This is a genomic window from Streptomyces sp. NPDC056224 (assembly GCF_042267665.1).
Taxonomy (GTDB): domain Bacteria; phylum Actinomycetota; class Actinomycetes; order Streptomycetales; family Streptomycetaceae; genus Streptomyces.
In genome coordinates, this window is sequence record NZ_JBHJTK010000001.1 from 287,304 (window position 1) to 306,016 (window position 18,713).

General features: G+C 75.1%; 16 protein-coding genes. 9 read left to right on the forward strand and 7 right to left on the reverse strand.

The features are described from left to right. The first annotated feature begins 13 nt into the window (after positions 1–13). From ACFCZ1_RS01325 to ACFCZ1_RS01340, 4 genes are all read left to right on the forward strand, one after another. A complete protein-coding gene (locus ACFCZ1_RS01325) occupies positions 14–1,042 on the forward strand; it encodes a carbohydrate ABC transporter permease (protein ID WP_376676755.1) in 1,029 nt (342 codons plus the stop codon). Beyond that, entirely contained in the window at positions 1,032–1,895 is an 864-nt protein-coding gene (locus tag ACFCZ1_RS01330) for a carbohydrate ABC transporter permease (RefSeq protein ID WP_376676244.1), read from the forward strand. The genes ACFCZ1_RS01325 and ACFCZ1_RS01330 overlap by 11 nt, the downstream gene beginning before the upstream one ends. Then, positions 1,892–3,268 carry a GH1 family beta-glucosidase gene (locus tag ACFCZ1_RS01335; protein ID WP_376676245.1) on the forward strand — a complete coding sequence of 459 codons (1,377 nt, stop codon included), beginning with the start codon at positions 1,892–1,894 and terminating at the stop codon, positions 3,266–3,268. Before ACFCZ1_RS01330 ends, ACFCZ1_RS01335 begins: the two co-directional genes overlap by 4 nt. Before the next feature lie 120 nt (positions 3,269–3,388). Next, the gene (locus ACFCZ1_RS01340) at positions 3,389–4,306 is read left to right on the forward strand and encodes an NADP-dependent oxidoreductase (RefSeq protein WP_376676246.1); all 918 of its coding nucleotides are present in this window, start codon (positions 3,389–3,391) and stop codon (positions 4,304–4,306) included. A 13-nt stretch (positions 4,307–4,319) separates the two neighbouring features. On the opposite strand, the gene ACFCZ1_RS01345 is transcribed toward ACFCZ1_RS01340, so the two are convergent. From ACFCZ1_RS01345 to ACFCZ1_RS01355, 3 genes are all read right to left on the reverse strand, one after another. Beyond that, positions 4,320–7,247, reverse strand: a complete 2,928-nt coding sequence (locus ACFCZ1_RS01345; protein WP_376676247.1) for a poly(A) polymerase — start codon at positions 7,245–7,247, stop codon at positions 4,320–4,322. After that, on the reverse strand, positions 7,247–9,055 hold the full coding sequence (locus ACFCZ1_RS01350) for an RNA ligase family protein (protein WP_376676248.1): 1,809 nt from the start codon (positions 9,053–9,055) through the stop codon (positions 7,247–7,249). Before ACFCZ1_RS01350 ends, ACFCZ1_RS01345 begins: the two co-directional genes overlap by 1 nt. 97 nt (positions 9,056–9,152) lie before the next feature. Continuing rightward, positions 9,153–9,866, reverse strand: a complete 714-nt coding sequence (locus tag ACFCZ1_RS01355; protein WP_376676249.1) for a TIGR03086 family metal-binding protein — start codon at positions 9,864–9,866, stop codon at positions 9,153–9,155. 78 nt (positions 9,867–9,944) lie between these two features. On the opposite strand from ACFCZ1_RS01355, the gene ACFCZ1_RS01360 reads away from it, so the two are divergent. Further along, complete coding sequence (locus ACFCZ1_RS01360; RefSeq protein WP_376676250.1) at positions 9,945–10,910, forward strand: helix-turn-helix transcriptional regulator; 966 nt, start codon at positions 9,945–9,947, stop codon at positions 10,908–10,910. Positions 10,911–10,929: 19 nt separating this feature from the next. Here ACFCZ1_RS01360 and ACFCZ1_RS01365 read toward each other — a convergent pair whose 3' ends face one another. From ACFCZ1_RS01365 to ACFCZ1_RS01375, 3 genes are all read right to left on the reverse strand, one after another. Next, positions 10,930–12,417 carry a hypothetical protein gene (locus ACFCZ1_RS01365; protein WP_376676251.1) on the reverse strand — a complete coding sequence of 496 codons (1,488 nt, stop codon included), beginning with the start codon at positions 12,415–12,417 and terminating at the stop codon, positions 10,930–10,932. Between the two features lie 259 nt (positions 12,418–12,676). Next, positions 12,677–13,165: a hypothetical protein gene (locus ACFCZ1_RS01370; protein WP_376676252.1), complete on the reverse strand. Its 489-nt coding sequence runs from the start codon at positions 13,163–13,165 to the stop codon at positions 12,677–12,679. A 180-nt stretch (positions 13,166–13,345) separates the two neighbouring features. After that, a complete protein-coding gene (locus ACFCZ1_RS01375) occupies positions 13,346–13,498 on the reverse strand; it encodes a hypothetical protein (protein ID WP_376676253.1) in 153 nt (50 codons plus the stop codon). 372 nt (positions 13,499–13,870) lie between these two features. Between ACFCZ1_RS01375 and ACFCZ1_RS01380 the strand changes: the two genes are divergently transcribed. From ACFCZ1_RS01380 to ACFCZ1_RS01395, 4 genes are all read left to right on the forward strand, one after another. Then, complete coding sequence (locus ACFCZ1_RS01380) at positions 13,871–14,908, forward strand: NUDIX domain-containing protein (RefSeq protein ID WP_376676254.1); 1,038 nt, start codon at positions 13,871–13,873, stop codon at positions 14,906–14,908. 142 nt (positions 14,909–15,050) lie between these two features. Then, positions 15,051–15,635, forward strand: a complete 585-nt coding sequence (locus tag ACFCZ1_RS01385; RefSeq protein WP_376676255.1) for an SRPBCC family protein — start codon at positions 15,051–15,053, stop codon at positions 15,633–15,635. A gap of 122 nt (positions 15,636–15,757) precedes the next feature. Then, positions 15,758–16,423, forward strand: coding sequence for a GNAT family N-acetyltransferase (locus ACFCZ1_RS01390; RefSeq protein ID WP_376676256.1), 666 nt, complete (start codon positions 15,758–15,760; stop codon positions 16,421–16,423). Positions 16,424–16,635: 212 nt separating this feature from the next. Then, positions 16,636–17,106 (forward strand): hypothetical protein, encoded by a 471-nt coding sequence (locus ACFCZ1_RS01395; RefSeq protein WP_376676257.1) that lies wholly within the window; start codon positions 16,636–16,638, stop codon positions 17,104–17,106. Positions 17,107–17,184: 78 nt separating this feature from the next. Here the strand turns inward: ACFCZ1_RS01395 and ACFCZ1_RS01400 are convergent, their stop codons facing one another. Next, entirely contained in the window at positions 17,185–18,672 is a 1,488-nt protein-coding gene (locus tag ACFCZ1_RS01400) for a DEAD/DEAH box helicase (protein WP_376676258.1), read from the reverse strand. Positions 18,673–18,713 lie beyond the last annotated feature (41 nt).

An 18,713-nucleotide genomic window follows, 5' to 3' on the forward strand; every position in this document is an offset into this window, starting at 1 on the left:
CGCGCCCACCACGATGCCACCCGACACCGGCCCCGACGCCGGGCCCGACACCCGAGCCGACGCCCGGGCGGGAGCCGGCGCCGCCGGGCGGCCGCGCCCCGCCGCCGTCCGCGGACGCCGTACGGGCCGCCTGCGCCGCACCGCCCTGCCCTACCTCCTGCTCCTGCCCGCCCTCCTCCTGGAACTGCTCATCCACCTCGTCCCGATGGTGATGGGCATCCTGATGAGCTTCCGGGAGCTCACCCAGTTCTTCATCCGCGACTGGGCCCGCGCTCCTTGGACGGGCTTCGGGAACTACGAACTCGCCGTCGACGTCAACCGCCCCGTCGGCGCGGCCCTCCTCGGCTCCTTCCTCACCACCTGCCTGTTCACCCTGCTCTCCGTGGGCCTGTGCTGGCTGCTGGGAACCGCCGCCGCCGTGTTCACACAAGCGCACTTCCGCGGCCGCGGCGTCCTGCGGGCGCTCTTCCTCGTCCCGTACGCCCTGCCCGTCTACGCGGCCGTCATCACCTGGGTCTTCATGTTCCAGCGGGACAACGGCCTGGTGAACCACGTCCTCCACGACCAGCTCGGCCTCGGCGGCGCCGGGCACACCTTCTGGCTCATCGGCGACAACAGCTTCTGGGCCCTGCTGACCGTCTCGGTGTGGAAGGGCTGGCCGTTCGCCTTCCTCGTCGTGACGGCCGCCCTCCAGAACATCCCGGGCGACCTCTACGAGGCCGCGGCACTGGACGGCGCCGGCGTCTGGCAGCAGATCCGCCGGATCACCCTGCCCTCGCTCGGCGCGGTCAACCAGGTACTGGTCCTGGTGCTGTTCCTGTGGACGTTCAACGACTTCAACACGCCGTTCGTCCTGTTCGGAAAGGCGGCTCCCGAGGCCGCCGACCTGATCTCCGTGCACATCTACCAGTCGTCCTTCGTCACCTGGAACTTCGGCACCGGCTCCGCCATGTCCGTCCTCCTGCTGCTCTTCCTCCTCCTGGTCACCGCCGGATACCTGCTCGTCACCACACGCGGACGGAGGGACGACGATGCCCGCTAGGCCCCGCAGTCCGCTCGACCCGCCCCTGTCCTTCCGGGTCGTCCGGGCCGTCTTCCTGACCCTGCTCGGCGGCTTCGTCCTGCTGCCCGTCTACGTGATGGTCACCAGCTCGCTCAAGCCGCTGGCGGACGTGGCGGGCCGGTTCCGGTGGATCCCGCGCGGGCTCACCGTCCGCCCCTACATCGACATCTGGCACACCGTCCCGCTCGCCGAGTACTTCGTGAACTCCCTGATCGTGGCCGGGGCCGCCACCGTCTGCTCCGTGGTCGTCGCCGTCCTCGCGGCGTACGCCGTCAGCCGCTACCGCTTCCGTGGCAAGCGCCTCTTCACCGTCACCGTGCTGTCCACCCAGATGTTCCCGGGGATCCTCTTCCTCCTCCCGCTGTTCCTGATCTTCGTGAACATCGGCAACAGCACCGGCGTGGCCCTGTACGGCTCCCGGGGCGGGCTGATCCTCGCCTACCTCACCTTCTCGCTGCCCTTCTCCATCTGGATGCTCATCGGGTACTTCGACGCGGTGCCCCGCGACCTCGACGAAGCGGCCACGGTCGACGGCTGCGGCCCGCTCGGCGCACTGCTGCGGGTCGTGCTCCCGGCCGCCGTGCCCGGGATCGTCGCCGTCGCCGTGTACGCCTTCATGACCGCGTGGGGCGAAGTGCTCTTCGCGTCCGTCATGACGAACGACACCACCCGCACCCTGGCGATCGGACTGCAGGGCTACTCCACGCAGAACGACGTGTACTGGAACCAGATCATGGCCGCCTCGCTCGTCGTCAGCATCCCCGTCGTCGCCGGATTCCTGCTGCTGCAGAAGTACTTGGTGGCCGGACTCACGGCAGGAGCCGTCAAATGACCCTTCCGGGAAGCCTTCCCGCCGCCGACCGTGCCCTCGACCTCGCCGCCCTGCCCCGCGACTTCGCCTGGGGCACCGCGACCTCCGCCTACCAGATCGAGGGCGCGGTCGACGAGGACGGCCGGTCCCCCTCCATCTGGGACACCTTCACCCGCGTCCCCGGCGCCATCGACGGCGGTCACACCGGCGACACGGCCTGCGACCACTACCACCGCTGGCGCGGCGACATCGGCCTGATGCGGCAGCTCGGCACCAACGCCTACCGGCTCTCCGTCGCCTGGCCGCGCGTCGTGCCCGGCGGCGACGGCCCCGCCAACACCAAGGGCCTCGACTTCTACGACCGGCTGATCGACGCCCTGCTCGCCGCGGGCATCGAACCCAACGTCACCCTCTACCACTGGGACCTGCCCCAGGCCCTCCAGGACCGCGGGGGCTGGCCCGAGCGCGCCACCGCCGAGCGCTTCGCCCTGTACGCAGGCCTCGTGGCCGGACGCCTCGGCGACCGCGTCACCCAGTGGGCCACGCTGAACGAGCCGCTGTGCTCGGCGTGGATCGGCCACCTGGAGGGCAGGATGGCCCCCGGCCTGACCGACCTCACCGCCGCCGTGCGGGCCTCCTACCACCTGCTGCTCGGCCACGGCCTGGCCACCCAGGCCGTCCGCGCCGCCGCCCCCGGCGCCCGGATCGGCATCGTCAACAACCTCTCCACCGTCGAACCGGCCACCGGCAGCGAGGCCGACCAGGCCGCCGCCCGCCGCATGGACGGCCACGTCAACCGCTGGTGGCTGGACCCCGTCCACGGCCGCGGCTTCCCCGCCGACATGCGCGAGGTCTACGGCGTGGACCTGCCCGAACGCCCCGGCGACCTCACCGCCATCGCCGCCCCCCTCGACTGGACCGGCCTCAACTACTACTTCCCGCAGGTCGTCACCGACGATCCGGCCGGCCCCGCGCCGTTCGCCCGCCAGATCGAGCGGCCCGGCGTCCCGCGCACCGCCATGGACTGGGAGGTCGACGCCGGCGGCCTCGAGTCGCTGATCATGCGTCTGTACGAGGAGTACGGGGCCCAGCGCGTCCACATCACGGAGAACGGCTCCTCGTACCCCGACACCGTGGCCCCCGACGGCAGCGTCCACGACCCCGAGCGCACCGCCTACCTCACCGCCCACCTGGCGGCCTGCGCCCGCGCGGCCCGCCGCGGCGCCCCGGTGGCCGGCTACTACGCCTGGTCGCTGCTGGACAACTTCGAATGGGCCTACGGCTACGACAAGCGCTTCGGCCTGGTCCACGTCGACTACACCAGCCAGCGCCGCACGGTGAAGTCCAGCGGCCGCCGCTACGCCGAGATCATCGCCGCGCACCGCTCCCGCTGAGGCTTCGCCGCACCGCGTCCGCCCTGCTTCTCGGGGCGGGCGCGGCGCACGTGGTGGGATGGGCCCGGGGCGGGTCCAGCAGCTCACGGAGAGGTCGGGTAGATGGCGCAGGACAACACCATGCGAGCGATTGCCTACGAGAGGTACGGCGGGACGGAGGTGCTCACCGAGACCCGGCTGCCGCTGCCGAAGGTCGCTCCCGGCGAGGTCCTCGTCCGGGTGAAGTACGCCGGTGTCAACCCCGTCGACTGGAAGGTCATGGCGGGCGGACTCGACGGCCTGATGGACATCGTCTATCCGGTGGTTCCCTGTTGGGACGTCTCCGGCACCGTCGAGCGGGTCGGAATCGACACTCCGGAGTTCGCCGAGGGCGACGAGGTCATGGCCAACGCCCGAAAGGACTACGTGCACGGCGGGACCTGCGCCGAGTTCGTCACCGTGCCCGCACGGTCCCTCGCACACAAGCCCGCCTCGCTCGGCTGGGCCGAGGCCGCCGGGCTCCCGCTGGCCGGCCAGACCGCCTACCAGGTGCTCACCCGGCTCGGCACCGGCAAGGGCGACACCGTCCTCATCCACGGCGCCGCCGGCGGCGTCGGCTCCTTCGGCGTCCAGATCGCCCGCGCGCTCGGGGCCCGGGTCATCGGCACCGCCTCCGCCCGCAACCACGACCGCGTCCGGTCGCTCGGAGCCGAGCCCGTCGAATACGGCGACGGACTCGCGGGCCGGGTGCTGGCCCTGGCCCCCGACGGCGTCACGGTCGCCGCCGACTTCGTGGGCGGGGTGCTCGACGTCACCCGCGAAGTGCTGCACGACGACGGCCGTCACGCCTCCATCGCCGATCCCACCGTCACCGGCTCGGGCGGCGAGTGGATGTGGGTCCGCCCGGTCGGCAGCGACCTGGAGGCATTGGGCCGTCTTGTGGACAGCGGACAGCTCACGGTGCCCATCGCGCGGACCTTCCCGCTGTCGGAGCTGGCCGCGGCCTTCGAGCTGAGCCAGGGCGGCCACACGTCGGGCAAGATCGTCATCGAGATCTGAACGCGGACGGCCGCTATCCGCCGGCTGCCGGGCCCGGGCCCCGCCGGCCCAGGTCCGGCACCTCGCCGCACGCCGCCCACGTGACCTCGACGCCGGGCAGGCCGCGCGACCACGGCGCGGCCACGGCGGCGAGCCGCGCCGCGTCCGGCGGGGCGGCGCCGAGCCCGATCGCGTAGCGGGCCAGGCCCGGGCCCGTGCCGAAGGGGTCCGGCCAGGCGTGCGCGTCGGTGGTCCCGCTCTCCTCCAGGGCGCCGAGCAGCGCCCGCATCCGGCCGCGCACCCGGCCCAGGACCGACTCGAACTCCCGCTCCCCGGGCGCCCGTACGGTCACCACCGCCCAGGCGGCGTGCCGCCGGTGCAGCGGCGGCGCCGCCAGGACCTCGCCGAAGGCCCCGGGATCCGTGTCCAGCAGTTCCCAGGCCCGGTACAGCTCCGCTACGAGCAGATCGCGCAGGCCCGGCCCCACCTGGGCCGTGCAGCTGCGGACCGGCTCGGAGGGGGTGAGGACCGTCACCGGGCCGGATCCCGGCGGCGAGGGCGCCAGGCCGACCGGCTCCCGCCAGTCCCACGCCGCCCACATGCCGAAGAACTCACGCAGCAGGGCCCCGGGCGGCATCGGCCCGGCAGCGCGTACGGTGCGCGCGGCGAGCACGGCCCAGGCGAGGCCGGGCAGTGCGCCGAACGGCGCCGAGTCCAGACCCCGCACCCGGGCCCAGGCCTTGACCTCCCGCGCCAGCCGGGCGAAGGCGGCGAACTCCCCGCGCACGAAGTCCCGTACGGCATCCGCGTCGCTCAGCGCGCTCAGCGCGACGGCCGCCGCCTCGCCCAGCTCCGACCGACGCGCGAGCGCCTGCCCCGGCTCCACCGGGCCACAGCCGACCACCACCAGGTCCACGTCCAGCGCCCCCAGCCGGAACCGCAGCCCCGGCACCCGCGCGCCGGTCACCTCCCGCATCCGTCCGGCCTCCGGCAGTGCCGCTTCGAGCCGTCGACGTACCTCCGCGACATCGGCCGTGCCCGGGAGCGCCGCCACCAGGTCCAGATCCGCGTGCGCGAGTTCGCAGCCCATGCGGTGCGATCCGGCCACCCGCAGCAGCCCGGAACCGATCGCCCCGGCCACCCGATCGGCCGTGGTCACGGCGAACGGGCCGGTGACCGGCCCGGTGACGGGCCGCCCGGTGACGGGTTCGGTGACGGGTTCGGCGGTCGTCTCCGCGGCCTCCGGCGCCTCCCACCGGACCTGGCCGGTCCCCAGCGCCACCGTCGCCCGGACCCGCATCGGCCCGTCCCCGCGCCGCGACAGCACCGCCAGTTCCCCGACGCGTGCCGGCACCGCGCCGCCGAGCCGGGCGGCGAACTCCGCGGCCGCCCGCTGCGGATCCCGGCTGCGGCCCAGGGTCAGGTGCGGGGTGTACTCCCCGGTGCGTCCCCGGCACCCCGGGAACCGCCGCACCAGCGCTTCGCGCAGCCCCTGCCACGGCTCGTCACCGGCAGCCGCCGGATCCAGCCACAGCGTGGCGTCCTCCCGGTGGCCGAAACTGTGCACCCCCTCCAGCCGTGCCGTGAACGGAGTCGTCTGCGCCGCCACTTCGGCCAGCAGCGGTACCGCTTCCTCGAACGAGGACTCGGGTACGAAGCCGAAGAGCAGGTTGACGTGTGCGGGCCAGCGGTCGGCCTGCGGGTCGTGCGCCCGCCGCAGCGCGTCCGCCCCCTCCGGGAGACGGGGCGGCAGCCATGCCACCGCCGTACGCGCCGTCGCCGGTACTCCCCCAGCTCCGCTGGGAGGGGCCCCCAGCCGCGCCGGCCCGGCGCCCGGCGCACCCCATTCCACCGTCGCCTCCACCCCGTAGTGGTCGGACGCGAACAGGCCGCCTCGGCCCGGCGCGTGGCCGCGCAGCGCCGCCCGGGTCACCCGCACCGGCCCGGAGGCCCCGAGCAGGATCCGGTCCAGCCGCGCCGCCCGCCCCGACAGCGAACCCACCGCCGCCAGGGGATTGGCCACCGGATCGAAGGTGGGCGTACCGTCGGCGGCCCCGTGCACGTCGCTCCAGGCATCCCGCATCCCCAGCGTGGCCGCGGGCCCCTCCGTTCCGGAGCGGCCGTCGTTGAAGTCGCCCAGCAGCGCCACCGGGGCCTCCACACCGCCCAGCCCCTCGGCCAGCCGCGTCAGTTCGGCGGCCCGCCGCACGTCTCCGTTCTCCGTGTGATCGCTGGTCAGGTGGGTCGCGGCGACGACCAGCGGGCCGCCCGCGACGTCCACCGTGACCGCGGTGACCGCCTTGTGCGGGCCCAGCCGGTGCAGTCCCGCCTCCCGAACCGGCAGCCTGCTCAGCACCAGCAGTCCGTACTCGGCGACGTCGTGGCCGCCCGGATCAGCGGCGACCGTGTACCGCTCCCGCACCCACTCCTCGGCCAGCAGCATGCCGAGGAGCGCGGGCTCGACCTCCTGGAGCGCGATGACATCGGCGTCGGCGGCCGAAAGCTCTGCCAGCAGCAGCGGCCTGCGCCGCGCGGTGGCGATGAGCGGGGCGTCGTACCGGTCCCAGAGGGTGTTCCAGGTCAGCAGCCGCACCGCCGTCGCGGCCCCCGTCCCGCCGAGGGGAGGCGCCTGCGCGGGCAGCCAGGCGCCACCGTCCGCCGGATCCCACGCGTACGGGCTCCGGGCGGTGAAGAACGGCGCCCGCAGCAGGCGCGCATCACGCACCCGCCCCGCGGCGGTGGCGTCGATCCGGTCCACTCCCGTGGCCCGGTCCCACACCAGCTCGCCGTCCGCCTCGACGAACAGCACGCGGTGCCAGGGGATGTCGCCGCCCGGCACGAAGGACGGCAGGGGCACGCGTTTCGGGGCGGCTCCGCGCTGGAGCAGCCCGAGGACGAACCGCGCCGGATCGAACCGGGGGTCCCAGCGGACCTGGTGGTAGAGCTCCTCGCTGGTACGCATCAGTGCTGCCCGCCCGCCGCGGCGCCCAGGCCGCCCGCCGTGTCCTCTACGCCGCCGCCCGCGCCGATGTACCAGGTCCGGTGCGCCTGACCGGGGTACGGCGGGCTGAACCGGTGCAGCTGCGCGTCCAGCACCTGCGGCGGAACCGGATGCGGGCGCACGGCATTGCGCCGTACCAGCTCCTCCTCGTCGACCAGCAGGACGGCGTGGGTGACCAGCGCGTCGCGGCGGCGCGCGACCGACCCGGCCAGTCCCCGCTGCTGGTCGGTGAGGGAGGTGGCGTCCCACACGACCGTGCCCCCGCGGGCCAGCGCGGCGTCGAGGCGGTCGAGGCCCTCGCTCAGCACCTCCGCGTTGGCCCGCTGGTCGCCGCGGGAACCCCGGGCGGTGCGCAGATCGTCGAGACTGATGTAGGTGTCCACTCCGGGCAGGGCGCGTCCGAAGGTGCTCTTGCCGCTGCCCGAGGGGCCGCACAGCTGCACCAGCCGGGGAAACGTTCCGTCGCGCCAGCGCCAGGTGGCCGCCACCGCCTCCTGCGCCGTCCCGATCCGGCCCAGCGCGAACGCGCGCCGCGCCTCGGCCCAGCAGCGGTCGGCCGCGTCCGCGTCGAGCGCGGCGAGGGGCTCCCGCAGTGCGGCGCGCAGGGCTCCGAGCGGGTCGGGACCGAGCAGTCCCGCCTCCTCGGCGCACAGCGCGGACCATTCCACGTACTCGCGTGCCTGCGCGTCCCCGGCCGTCGCCCCCGCCAGCGCGTGCAGCACGCCCAGATCGGCCGCGGCGGCCATCCGGACCAGCCCGGCCCGCCGTTCCGCATCCGGGAACGGCCGCTGGAGGTACGGGTACAGCCCGAGCAGGTCGGACACCCGCCGCGCGAGCTCCATCCCGAGGGGTCCCGCCGCGAGCCGCGCAGCGACCCGGGCGCGCGCCCGCGGCGCGCGGTGCAGTACGGCGGCCAGTACCCCGGCCAGCCGGGCGTCGCCGGTCCGCCCCGAGCCGTCCGTCCGCGCGGCGACCTCGGCCACGGCACCGGCCACGGCATCGGCATCCGCCACGGCACCGCTCCCGGAGCCCTGGTCGGCCGCGGCGGTTCCGGACAGCCAGGGGGCACCCGTCACCCCGGCCGCCGTCAGCAGCTCGGTCCCGTCGGCCTGCGCCCCCGACCGGACCGCCCACAACGGGGCGGCGGGACCGAGCCCGTTCGGCACGACCGGTGCGAACATCCAGTGCGTGTCCGTCTGTACGTGGCCGCCGCGCACCCACTTGGCCACGCACCGCCCGAAGTCCTCGTACGCGAAGCCGTCCACGGTCCGTACGACGTACCCCTCCTGGCGTGAGGTGTCGAGCTTCAGCCTGCGCAGCGCGCGCTCGTCGAAGACGCCCCGCCAGAGCACGCGCGGAGCGGGGACTCCCAGGCCGCGCAGGAAACGGACGGTCCGGTCCCAGTCCAGGCAGTGCTCCCCGTCCCACACCGAGAACCCGTAGAACCAGCTGTCCAGGTCCTCGTAGGCGAGCGAGTGCCGGGCGTACAGGTTCTCCCCGCACACGCGCCAGCCGGCCGGGATGCCCGCACCGATCCGCCCCTGGAGCCCCTTGACCCAGGCCCGCGAGGGGTGGTGCGCGGAGTCGAGCGAACGTGCGTGCAGGCCGTCCGCGTACAGGGTGGTGTTCTCCCCGTCGAGCTTCTCGGTCACCACGACCTCGCGCCCGGCCGGGCCCGCCCACGCCCCCGGCCCCGACACCCGGACATCGTCCGCGGTCGCCCCGGGAGACCAGGGCAGATGGGGCGTACGGGGATAGTGCGTGCGCATGTTCCGCTCCTGCTCGACGACTCGTGCCCGTCACTGTAGGTATCCGGAGCAGCCCCCATCCATCGAATAACGGCCCCGCCCGTGGCGAGCGGCCCGCTCAGGGGCGGCGGCCGGACCAGGCCACCAGCCGGTCGAGGGCGGACGCGTCCGCGGCCACGGGGACGACCTCGCCGTAGGGGATGCGGCCGCCGCGGGCCTCGGCGGGGAGCGCCCGGCGCACCACCACGAGCAGCCGCTCCAGCAGCTCGGTGTCCCAGTCCGGACGCTGTCCGGTGGCGGTGGCGAGGTCCCAGGTGTGCAGGGTCAGCTCGTTGGTGTACACGGCCGCCGCGACCGCCCCCGGCTTCACGCCCATCGGCAGGCGCAGCTCGCGGCCCAGTACGCCCGGGTCCGCCCACACCCGCGCCGCTTCGCGGGCCGCCGGCTCCCAGGCGGCTGCCCACGCGCCGTCCGCGAGCTCGTCGGCGAAGGAGGGGACGCTGAAGGGGTCCTCACCACGCCCGATCACCGCGATCCGCCGCAGTACGCCGACGAGGTGGCTCGACAGCCGCCGGACGTCGAACTCCTCGCAGGGCGTCGGGGCGTCGTACTGGTCCGGACGGACGGCGGCCAGGGTGCGCCCGGCGAGGGCGATGGCCGCCGCCAGATCCGGACGGGTGTCGGCACCGGGGGAGGGGGAGGGGGCGGCCGGTGTGGAGGGGGCGGACGGGTTCGCCGGGGTGAAAGAGGTCGACGGGGTGGAAGAGGTCGACGGGGTGGAAGAGGTCGACGGGGTGGAAGGGGTGGCGGTGAACTGCGTGGTTTCGGTCATGACCTCATCCTGGCGGGCAAAGTGGCCACCTTCTGGCCAGTTTTCCGGAGAGAATCCTGTCCATGCGAATCGACTCCCATGAAGGCTGACCGGCTGGTGGCGGCGCTGCTGTTCCTCCAGCAGCGCGGGCGCGTCACCGTCCCCGAAGTGGCCGCGGAACTCGACGTCTCGGAGCGGACGGCACGGCGCGACCTGGAGGCACTGGCCGCCGCCGGGATCCCCGTCTACTCGCAGCGCGGGCGCGGCGGCGGCTGGTCGCTGGTCGGCGGCGCCCGCACCGACCTCACCGGCCTCACCGCCGACGAGATCCGGGCCCTGTTCCTCGTCGCCGGCCCCCTGGCCACCACCCCCGAACTGCGCACCGCGCTGCGCAAACTGGTCCAGGCCCTGCCGGCCACGCTCCGCGGCGGCGCCGAGGCCGCCTCACGGGCCGCCGCCGTCGACGGCACGGACTGGTCGCGCACTCCCGTCACCGCCGACGCCCCGTACCGCTCGGCCCTCCAGCGGGCCGTGGTCGACGGCGCCCGGATCCGCCTCGGGTACGCGGGCGCGGGCAAACCGGCCGCCGTCCGTACGGCCGATCCGCTCGGACTCGTGGCCAAGGCGGGCGTCGAGTACCTCGTCGCCGGCACGGAGGAAGGGCTGCGCACCTTCCGGCTCAGCCGGGTCACCTCCGTCGAGCCCACCGGCGAAGACGCCCACCGGCCACCGGACTTCGACCTCGCCACGGCCTGGCGGGAACTGGCCGGGGCCATGGAGGACCGGCTGTACGCGGTGACGGCCCGGGCCCGCGTCGAGCCCGGCGCGGTGCCGCTGCTGGCACGGCTCTCCGGCGGCCGGCTGCGCGTAGGGGGCCCGCTGCCCGACGGGTGGACCGAGGTATGGGTCGACGGTCCGGCGCCGAGGGCGCTGGCCGCGCACCTGTCCGGGCTGGGAGCCCGGATCGAAGTGCTCGAACCGCCGGAGGTACGGGAGTGGCTGGCCCGGCTGGGCGCCGAACTCGCCGGGCTCTACGGACCGCCCCCGGACGGCGGGACGGCGTGACAGCCGGCCCCTGCCGGGCTCAGCCGCCCGCCGGTACCGCCGCGGCCAGCCCGCCGCCCGCCGCGAAGTGCAGCCGGTCCAGCCGGGCCGCGTAAGGCCAGCCCGCCGCCCGGTAGAAGCACAGGTCGCTCGGGATCGGTACGGCCCGCAGATCGGCGGCGTGCGACCCGGCCGGCAGTCCGGCGGCCGCCGCGAGCAGCGGGTCCGCCGATCCCGCCCACTCGCCGACCGGGGCGGGCCTCGGCCACGGCTCCCCGGTGTTGGGGAACAGCCACCGGGTGTCCCGGGAGACCCGGCCCGCGAAGTCCGGGCCGTCCACGGCCTGCCGCGCCAGCCGGGCGAAGGTCAGCAGCAGGTCCGGCAGGGATTCGGCGACCAGGGCCAGTTCGGGGTACTCGCGCAGCGCCTTCGCCTCCGCGGGTACGGAGACGGCGTACCCCCACCGCCCGTTCTCCGGGTCGACGCGGATCTGCAGGAGCGCGGGGCTGTGCCCGTACCCGATCCGGGCCAGCGGCCAATAGGTGCCGTCGCCGCCCATCATGCGGTGCACCTCGGGGTCCACCTCGTGCTCGGGGGCACCGGGCAGCAGCCGCAAGGCGGGCAGTCCCGCGATCGCCACCGCGCCGATCTCGCGCAGTACGCACCGGACGTCGGCGGGCACCGGGACCGCCCAGCCGTCCATGACGCGGTCGCCGACGCCCGCGTCGAGTGCGACGAACGAGGGGAACCCGGCCGCCAGTTCGCGCAGTTCGGCGACCGCTCGGTCCGCGGCATCCGCCGGCGGGCGGTGCCTGCGCACCGGCCGCCCGAGGAAGTCCCCACTCACCACACTGCGCAGCAGCAGCGCGCGGCCGTCGCCCACGATCCGGAACTGGACCTCGCTGCTCCCGGTGTCGGCCGTGTCGTGGGAGGTGGAGAAGTACGGTTCCCAGCCCACCGCGCACGGGTAGCCGGGCACGGCGCGCAGGTCGACGAGATCGGTGAGCGAGTCGCCGCGTCCGACGAGTCCGGCGAGCGCGGTGTCCGTTCCCCCGGCCACCTCGACGGTCGGGACGGCGGGTACGAAATGCTGCGCGGCGGTCCGGTCCGCCGCACCGTCGGCGAGCCGCTGCGTGAAGCCGCCGAGCCAGCCCACGAACTCCGGGGCCTCGACGGTGATGTCCGGGTCGTCGCCCCACGGCCGGACGGCCACGACCGGCCCCCAGCCGACGGCGCCGACCCCGACGATCAGCGAGCCCTCGCCGAAGTCCAGTTCACCGAGGGTCCAGTAGCCGTCCGCGATCACCGCGCGGCCGCGCGGCCCGAAGAGGTGCGTGTGCGCCTCGCCCTCCAGCCCGCCGATCTCCCGCAGCACGATCCGGACGTCCTCCGGAACCGGAACTCCCCAGCCGTCCAGCTCCGCGTCCGTGAACCCGTCGAACAGCTCGACCTCGTGCGGCCGTTCCCGCGCCAGCTCGCGCAGCGCACGGACGACGGCCGCGGCCGCCTCCGGTCCCCCGTCGTACATGTGCCTGCTCCCCCTGTCGCCCGCCGTGCGGCTTCGAGGGTAACCGCCGGTCGGGCCGGACACCCCCGTTAGGCCCTGTCGTCAAAGCAGCGCCTGGCCCGCGACGCTCCCCCGGCTACCGCCGGGAGGTACCCCCGGCACCGCACCTCGCCGCGTTGTCGGGGCGCCCGAGTACGTCCGGTGCTCCGGCGCCCCTCCGCCTTGCGATGCACGGCACCGAACGCCGCGGGCCTGACCGGCGCCACTGTGACGACAGGACCTAGCGGCACAGGGCCACGATGGAGGGCGACACCGTGCCGCGGGCCGCCTCGCACAGCGACGTCATGTCGTACGTACGCGGCTGCGCGGGGCGGGACTTGGCGTTCGCCGGGGGGCGCTTGAGGGGCTTGGCCGGGAGTGCGGGGCGGGCGGGCCTGACGGGCTTGTACGGCTTGTGCGGCTTGTACGTCCGGTACCGCCGGACCGGCCCGGCCGCCCGCCGCGGGGGTTCGGGGGCCGCCGCCGGTACCGGATCCGCCGGTGCGGGCTCCCGGGTCTCCTGGACCTCCGCGGTCCCCGGGGTGCTCGCCGCGGCCTCCGGCAGGTAGCCCAGCGGCCAGGCGGGGACGGACGGCAGGCGCGGCTCCGTACGGGAGGCCGCGGGCGTCAGGCGCGGAGCGTCCGGCGGGGCGGCGGGATGCACGGTCACGCATCCGGTGGCCACGGCGAGTGCGGCAAGGGTCAGGGGCAGGGCCCGGCGCAGCTGCATCCGCCCACCCTGCCGTACCGGGCGTCCCGGGGGCTGCACCGCTCACGCGGACGGGTGAAGTCCACCGCCGCCCGGTGACGGCCCGCCCCCGGCTTCCGGGCCGGGCGCCAGACGCAGGGCGTGCTCCAGGGGGGCCGCGGTGGAGGGGGCTGCCGGCGTAGCGGCGGTGCCCCGTCCGGGTCAGGGTGGCGCGGGAGGCCGGATCCGCGTCACCCCGCCGGTCACGGCGGGCGCCCCGGCGGCGCTGAAGACGATCACGGCGGGCCAGGACGCCGCGCCGTCGGCCGGGCCGGCCAGGACCAGCCCGTGGACCACGCACCCGCTCGGTGCCATCGCCCCGGGCACCGCGAGCGGCCGCAGCAGGCGGCCCCCGGCCCCCCAGCCGGAGTCGCGCGGGGAGGGCGCACCGGCCGAACACGCCGAGGACGGCGAGTCGGCGCACGGCGTCGGTTCCGGCCGGCCTGCCGGAACCGGCGTTCCCCGGACGGGGGCGTCGCATGAGCGTCGCACCTCGGTCCGGTGACGTGGTCGGACCGGCGGGTTTCATGCCGCCAGTCCGCGTCCGGAAGGTAGCAAGGACCGCATAACCGGCTAATAAAGAGGTAGAGGGGCGGCACAGAGGAACACGCGGTGGGCTGCCGTAACCAGGGGGCCGCGCCCGCTGTTGCACAGTCGGCGGGTCCACCCACGGTGAACGGAGTTCCGATGCCGCAGCTGACCGACGAGGCCGTGCCCGAGCAGGGCGCGGGGACCGACGAGCACCTGCGGGCGGGGACCTGGATGACCCCGGAGGCCTACGGCGCCTCGCGCGCCGCACTGTGGACCGGCGCCGTCGTCCTGGTCACCGACGTCGACGGCCGGGTCCTGGTGCAGAGCGTCGACTACCGGGCCGACCGGCTGCTGCCCGGCGGCGCCGTTGACGCGGGCGAGGCGCCGTCCGCGGCGGCGGCCCGCGAGGTGCGCGAGGAACTGGGCGTCGACGGGTACTACCCGCGCGGCCTCGCCGTGGACTGGATCCCGGCCGACACCCCGGACATCCCGGCCGGGATGCGGTTCCCCGGCGAGATCCTCCACGTCTACGACGGCGGCACCTGGAACCAGGACCGGATCGACTCCGTCCGCCTCCCCGCCCAGGAGGTCACCGGCATCCACTTCGCCGAACCGGCCGACCTGCCCGCCCTGATGGACGCGGGCGACGCCCGCCGCGCCCTGTCCGCGCTGCGCGCCCGGATCAACGGCTGCGGGACCGCGGTGCTGGAGGACGGCCGCCCCACCGTGCCCACCGCCCTCGACCGGCTGGGCGTGCTGCGCACCCGCCGGGAGCCACAGCGCGACGCCTGGAACCCGGGCCCGGTACCCGCGCGGCTGCCCGTACGGGACCGCTCGGGGTGGCTCTTCGCCCCCGACGGCCGGGTCCTGCTCCTGATCGCCCGCGCCACCGGCGCAGCCCACCTCCCGCCCCCGACGGCCGCACCGACCGCCGGGGCCGTCGAGCTCGGCTACCGCCTCGGTGACCAGGGCGCCCACGCCCGCACCGCGGCCCGTCTCACCGGCCTCCCGCCGGCGTCGGACCCGGCGTACGCCCGCCTGCTGGCGACCGCTGAGCAGGTCCGCGAACTGAGCGACTGGGGCCGGGCGGGCGACGACGAACTCGCGGCGGTCCACACGGCCCGCACCCACCTGTCCCTCCCGTCCCCGCCCCGCACACCGCCCACGGAACTCCCGGACTCGGGCACGTGGTGAGGGCGGCCGCAGGAGCGGGGGCGCGCCGCGCGTGAGGCGGGGCCGCGTGCCGGTGGCCGGCGGGAGGGGGTGGACCGGCCGCGTCCGCCGCCATGGCCGGGAAATCCGGCGTCCACGGTCCGCGGTCCCGCAGCATGGGCCCATGAGCGACAGCGCGATCACCTACACCCTGTACATCCAGGCCGATCCCGACCGGGTCTGGCAGGCCCTCACCGATCCTGCCCTCACCCGCCGTTACTGGGGCCTGAGCTTCGAGACCGACTGGGCCGTGGGCTCGACGATGGCCTGGGTCGAGCGCGGGGCCCGTACCAGCGATCCCGAGCAGGTGGTCCTGGACTGCGTCCCGGACCGCCTGCTGTCCTACACCTGGCACACCTTCAGCCCGCAGTGGGCGGCCGCGGCCGGCGTCGACGAGGGGCTGCGGGCCGAACTGGCCGGGGAGCGCCGCACGAAGGTGACGTACGAGATCGAGCCGGTCGGCGACGCCCTGGCCCGGCTGACCATCCTGCACGAGGGCTTCGAACCCGGCGGCACCCTGATCGGCATGTGCGGACGCGCCTGGCCGATGCTCGCCTCCAGTCTCAAGACCCTCCTGGAGACGGGGGCCCCGCTGCCCGAGCCCGGGGACGGGATGGAACTGGGGTACGGCGGGCACGAGGCGTACGAGACCCGCGAGACCCGCGGGATCGGCGACGCCGGCGACGCCGGGGGCACCGGGGGCAGCTGACCGGCGGGTACGGAGGGCCGGTCCGGCCCGGGCAGCAGCGTCCCGGCTCTCCCGCCCCCGCTCCAACACCCTTGCGCCGCAGCTGAGATCATGTGCACCGACCTCTGATCAGGAGTACGGACATGGCACGCGGGCACGGCACGGGGCGGACTCTGAGCGAGATCCTGGACGCGGCTGCGGACGGGCGGTTCCCGCCGCCCGACGGCGGTACGACCGTGGTGCCGCAGGAGAACCGGCGCGACGCGGGCGTCATCGCCTTCACCGCGCACTCCGTGGTCTTCACCGACGAGGACCCGGACTGGGTGCGGTCCACCCTCGAAGCCCTCACGTGCGACGCCCTCGCCGCCACCATGAACGCGCGTTTCCTGGCCGCGCTGCTGGACCGTACGGGCCGCACCACCGACACGGTCGACCTGCTCACCGTCGCCGGACCGCTGTCCGGCGAACCCCCGCTGGAGCTCCGCGAGATCTCCGACCCCGACCACCCCCGGGTACGGCGGGCCCTGCACCGCCGGGACGGCGTACGGGTCTGGGCGGCGGACGGGGGAGTCGTCGTCCTCGGCCGGGGCGTCGCGGGCCGCTGGGAGACGGCGATAGAGGTGGACGAGGGCGTGCGCCACCGGGGGATCGGGCGGAACCTGGCCCGCGCCGCCCGCCACCTCGTCCCCGACGGGCAGCCGGTCTGGTCCCAGCAGGCCACCGGCAACGCCCGCAGCGTCCGTGCCTTCCAGGCCGCCGGCTACCGACCGGTCGGGGCGGAGGCCCTGATGCTGCCTCCCGCGGGCTGAGCGCCCTCGAGGAACGCCCAGGGCACCCCCGAGGCACCCCCGAGGCGCCCCGAAGGCACCCTGGCCGCCGGCCGCTCACGGCAGTCGTGTGGAATGGGTGCCATGGGGAGAGGCAAGAAGCAGCGGCGGCAGGCCATCGGCGTGCCGCGGAGCACACAGGTCGTGTCCGCGGCGTGCGGCCGGGCGGGGCGCGTCCGTGAAGGCGCCGGCCGATGAGCCGTTCCGATGCCGACACGCCGCCCGAGCACTGGCGTTACGGCCGCCACCTGGAGTTCCTGGCCGTGGCGCCGGGGGAGTCCGCCGAAGCCGAGGCCGTGGCCGCCGTGCTGCGCGATCCCGACCCGGTGATGGCCGAGAGCGCGGTGGTCACCCACCTGAACCGCCGGGCGGCCCGGCTGCTGGCCGACGAGGGGTTCCCCGCCTGGGCCGAGGCCATGACGGCCGCGCTCGCCGGCCGGGCCTTCCCTGAGCGGCGACTGCGCGAATGGACCCTGCTCAAGGCCATCACCCACGGCGAACCCTGGTCCCCCTCGGAGCTCACGGCAGCCTCCGACTGGTGCCAGCGCACCGCCGCCCAGTCCCTGACCTCGTACGATGCCCTGCTGCTGCTCGCCGCCGGCGCCCGCACCCGCCGGGTCCGCAACGCGGCCGCCGAGCGCCTGCGCCGCCGCACCCTGGCCTGACGGGGCCGCGCCCGTCCCCGCCCCGCCCCCGACCGTCCCCGTCCCCGTCCGGGGCGTAGGCGCGTGGAGCGTGGCGCGTCAGAGGCCCTTGCGCACCCGGGCGGCGCGGCGGGCCTCGGCGGTCTGCCGGGCCTCCATCGTCTTGCGGGACTCCTTGCCCTTGCCCGGGCGGCCCGGCCGGGTGCCCATGCCGCGGAAGCCGAGCTCCGACCCCGAGGGCTTGCCCTTGGCGTCGGTCGGCGCGGAGCCGGCCAGCGGCACCCCGGAGGGCGCCTTGGCGCCGGTGATCCGGCTCAGGGCCGCCTCGCCGGAGCGCACCTGGGTGATGGTCGGCCGGACCCGGGCATCGGCGAGCAGCCGGACCATGTCCCGCCGCTGGTTCGGCGTCACGAGGGTGACGACCTTGCCGGACTCGCCGGCCCGGGCGGTGCGGCCACCCCGGTGCAGGTAGTCCTTGTGGTCGGCGGGCGGGTCGACGTTGACCACGAGATCGAGGTCGTCGATGTGGATGCCGCGCGCCGCGACGTTGGTCGCGACCAGGACGGTCACGGCGCCGCTCTTGAACTGCGCCAGGGTCCGGGTGCGCTGCGGCTGCGACTTGCCGCTGTGCAGCCCCTCGGCCCGTACACCCATGGCCCGCAGGTGCTTCACGAACTGGTCGACCCCGTGCTTGGTGTCGAGGAACATCAGCACCCGGTTGTCGCGGGCGGCGATCTCGGTCGCCGCCGAGATCTTGTCGGCCGCGTGGATGTGCAGCACGTGGTGGTCCATCGTGGTCACCGCGCCCGCCTGCGGGTCGACGGAGTGCGAGACCGGGTCCTTCAGGTAGGTGCGCACCAGCTGGTCCACATTGCGGTCCAGGGTCGCCGAGAAGAGCATCCGCTGCCCCGCGTGGTGCACCTGGTCGAGGATCTCCGTGACCTGCGGCATGAATCCCATGTCGCACATCTGGTCGGCCTCGTCGAGCACGGTGATCTTCACGCGCTCCAGGTGGACGTCACGCCGTCCGACCAGGTCGCTCAGGCGCCCGGGGGTGGCCACCACGACCTCGGCGCCGGTGCGCAGCGCGCTCACCTGCCGCCCGATGGACAGCCCGCCGACCACCGTGGCCATCCGCAGCTTCAGGGCCTCGGCGTACGGAGCCAGCGCCTCGGTCACCTGCTGCGCCAGTTCGCGCGTCGGTACGAGGACCAGTGCCAGCGGGCGCTTCGGGTCCGCCTGCTGTCCCGCGGTCCGCGCCAGCAGCGCCAGGCCGAAGGCGAGGGTCTTGCCGGATCCGGTCCGGCCGCGGCCGAGGACGTCCCGTCCGGCCAGCGCGTTCGGGAGCGTCGCGGCCTGGATGGGGAACGGCTCCCTGACCTCCAGCGAGGCCATGGTCGTCACCAGCTCAAGGGGCAGGTCGAGCTCGGAGAAGGACTCCACCGGAGGCAGCGCCGGATTCTTCGGCTCGTGCATCGTGAACTCGCCCTGCGGCCCGATGCTCCGGGGGGTCTTGCCGCCGGACTTGGCCCCGGCCTTGGCACCGCCCTTCACACCGAAGCGTCCATGAACTGACGGGTTCCTCATGCAGGGCCTTTCGAAGCAGAGTGAAGAAGAGGGAAGAAGAT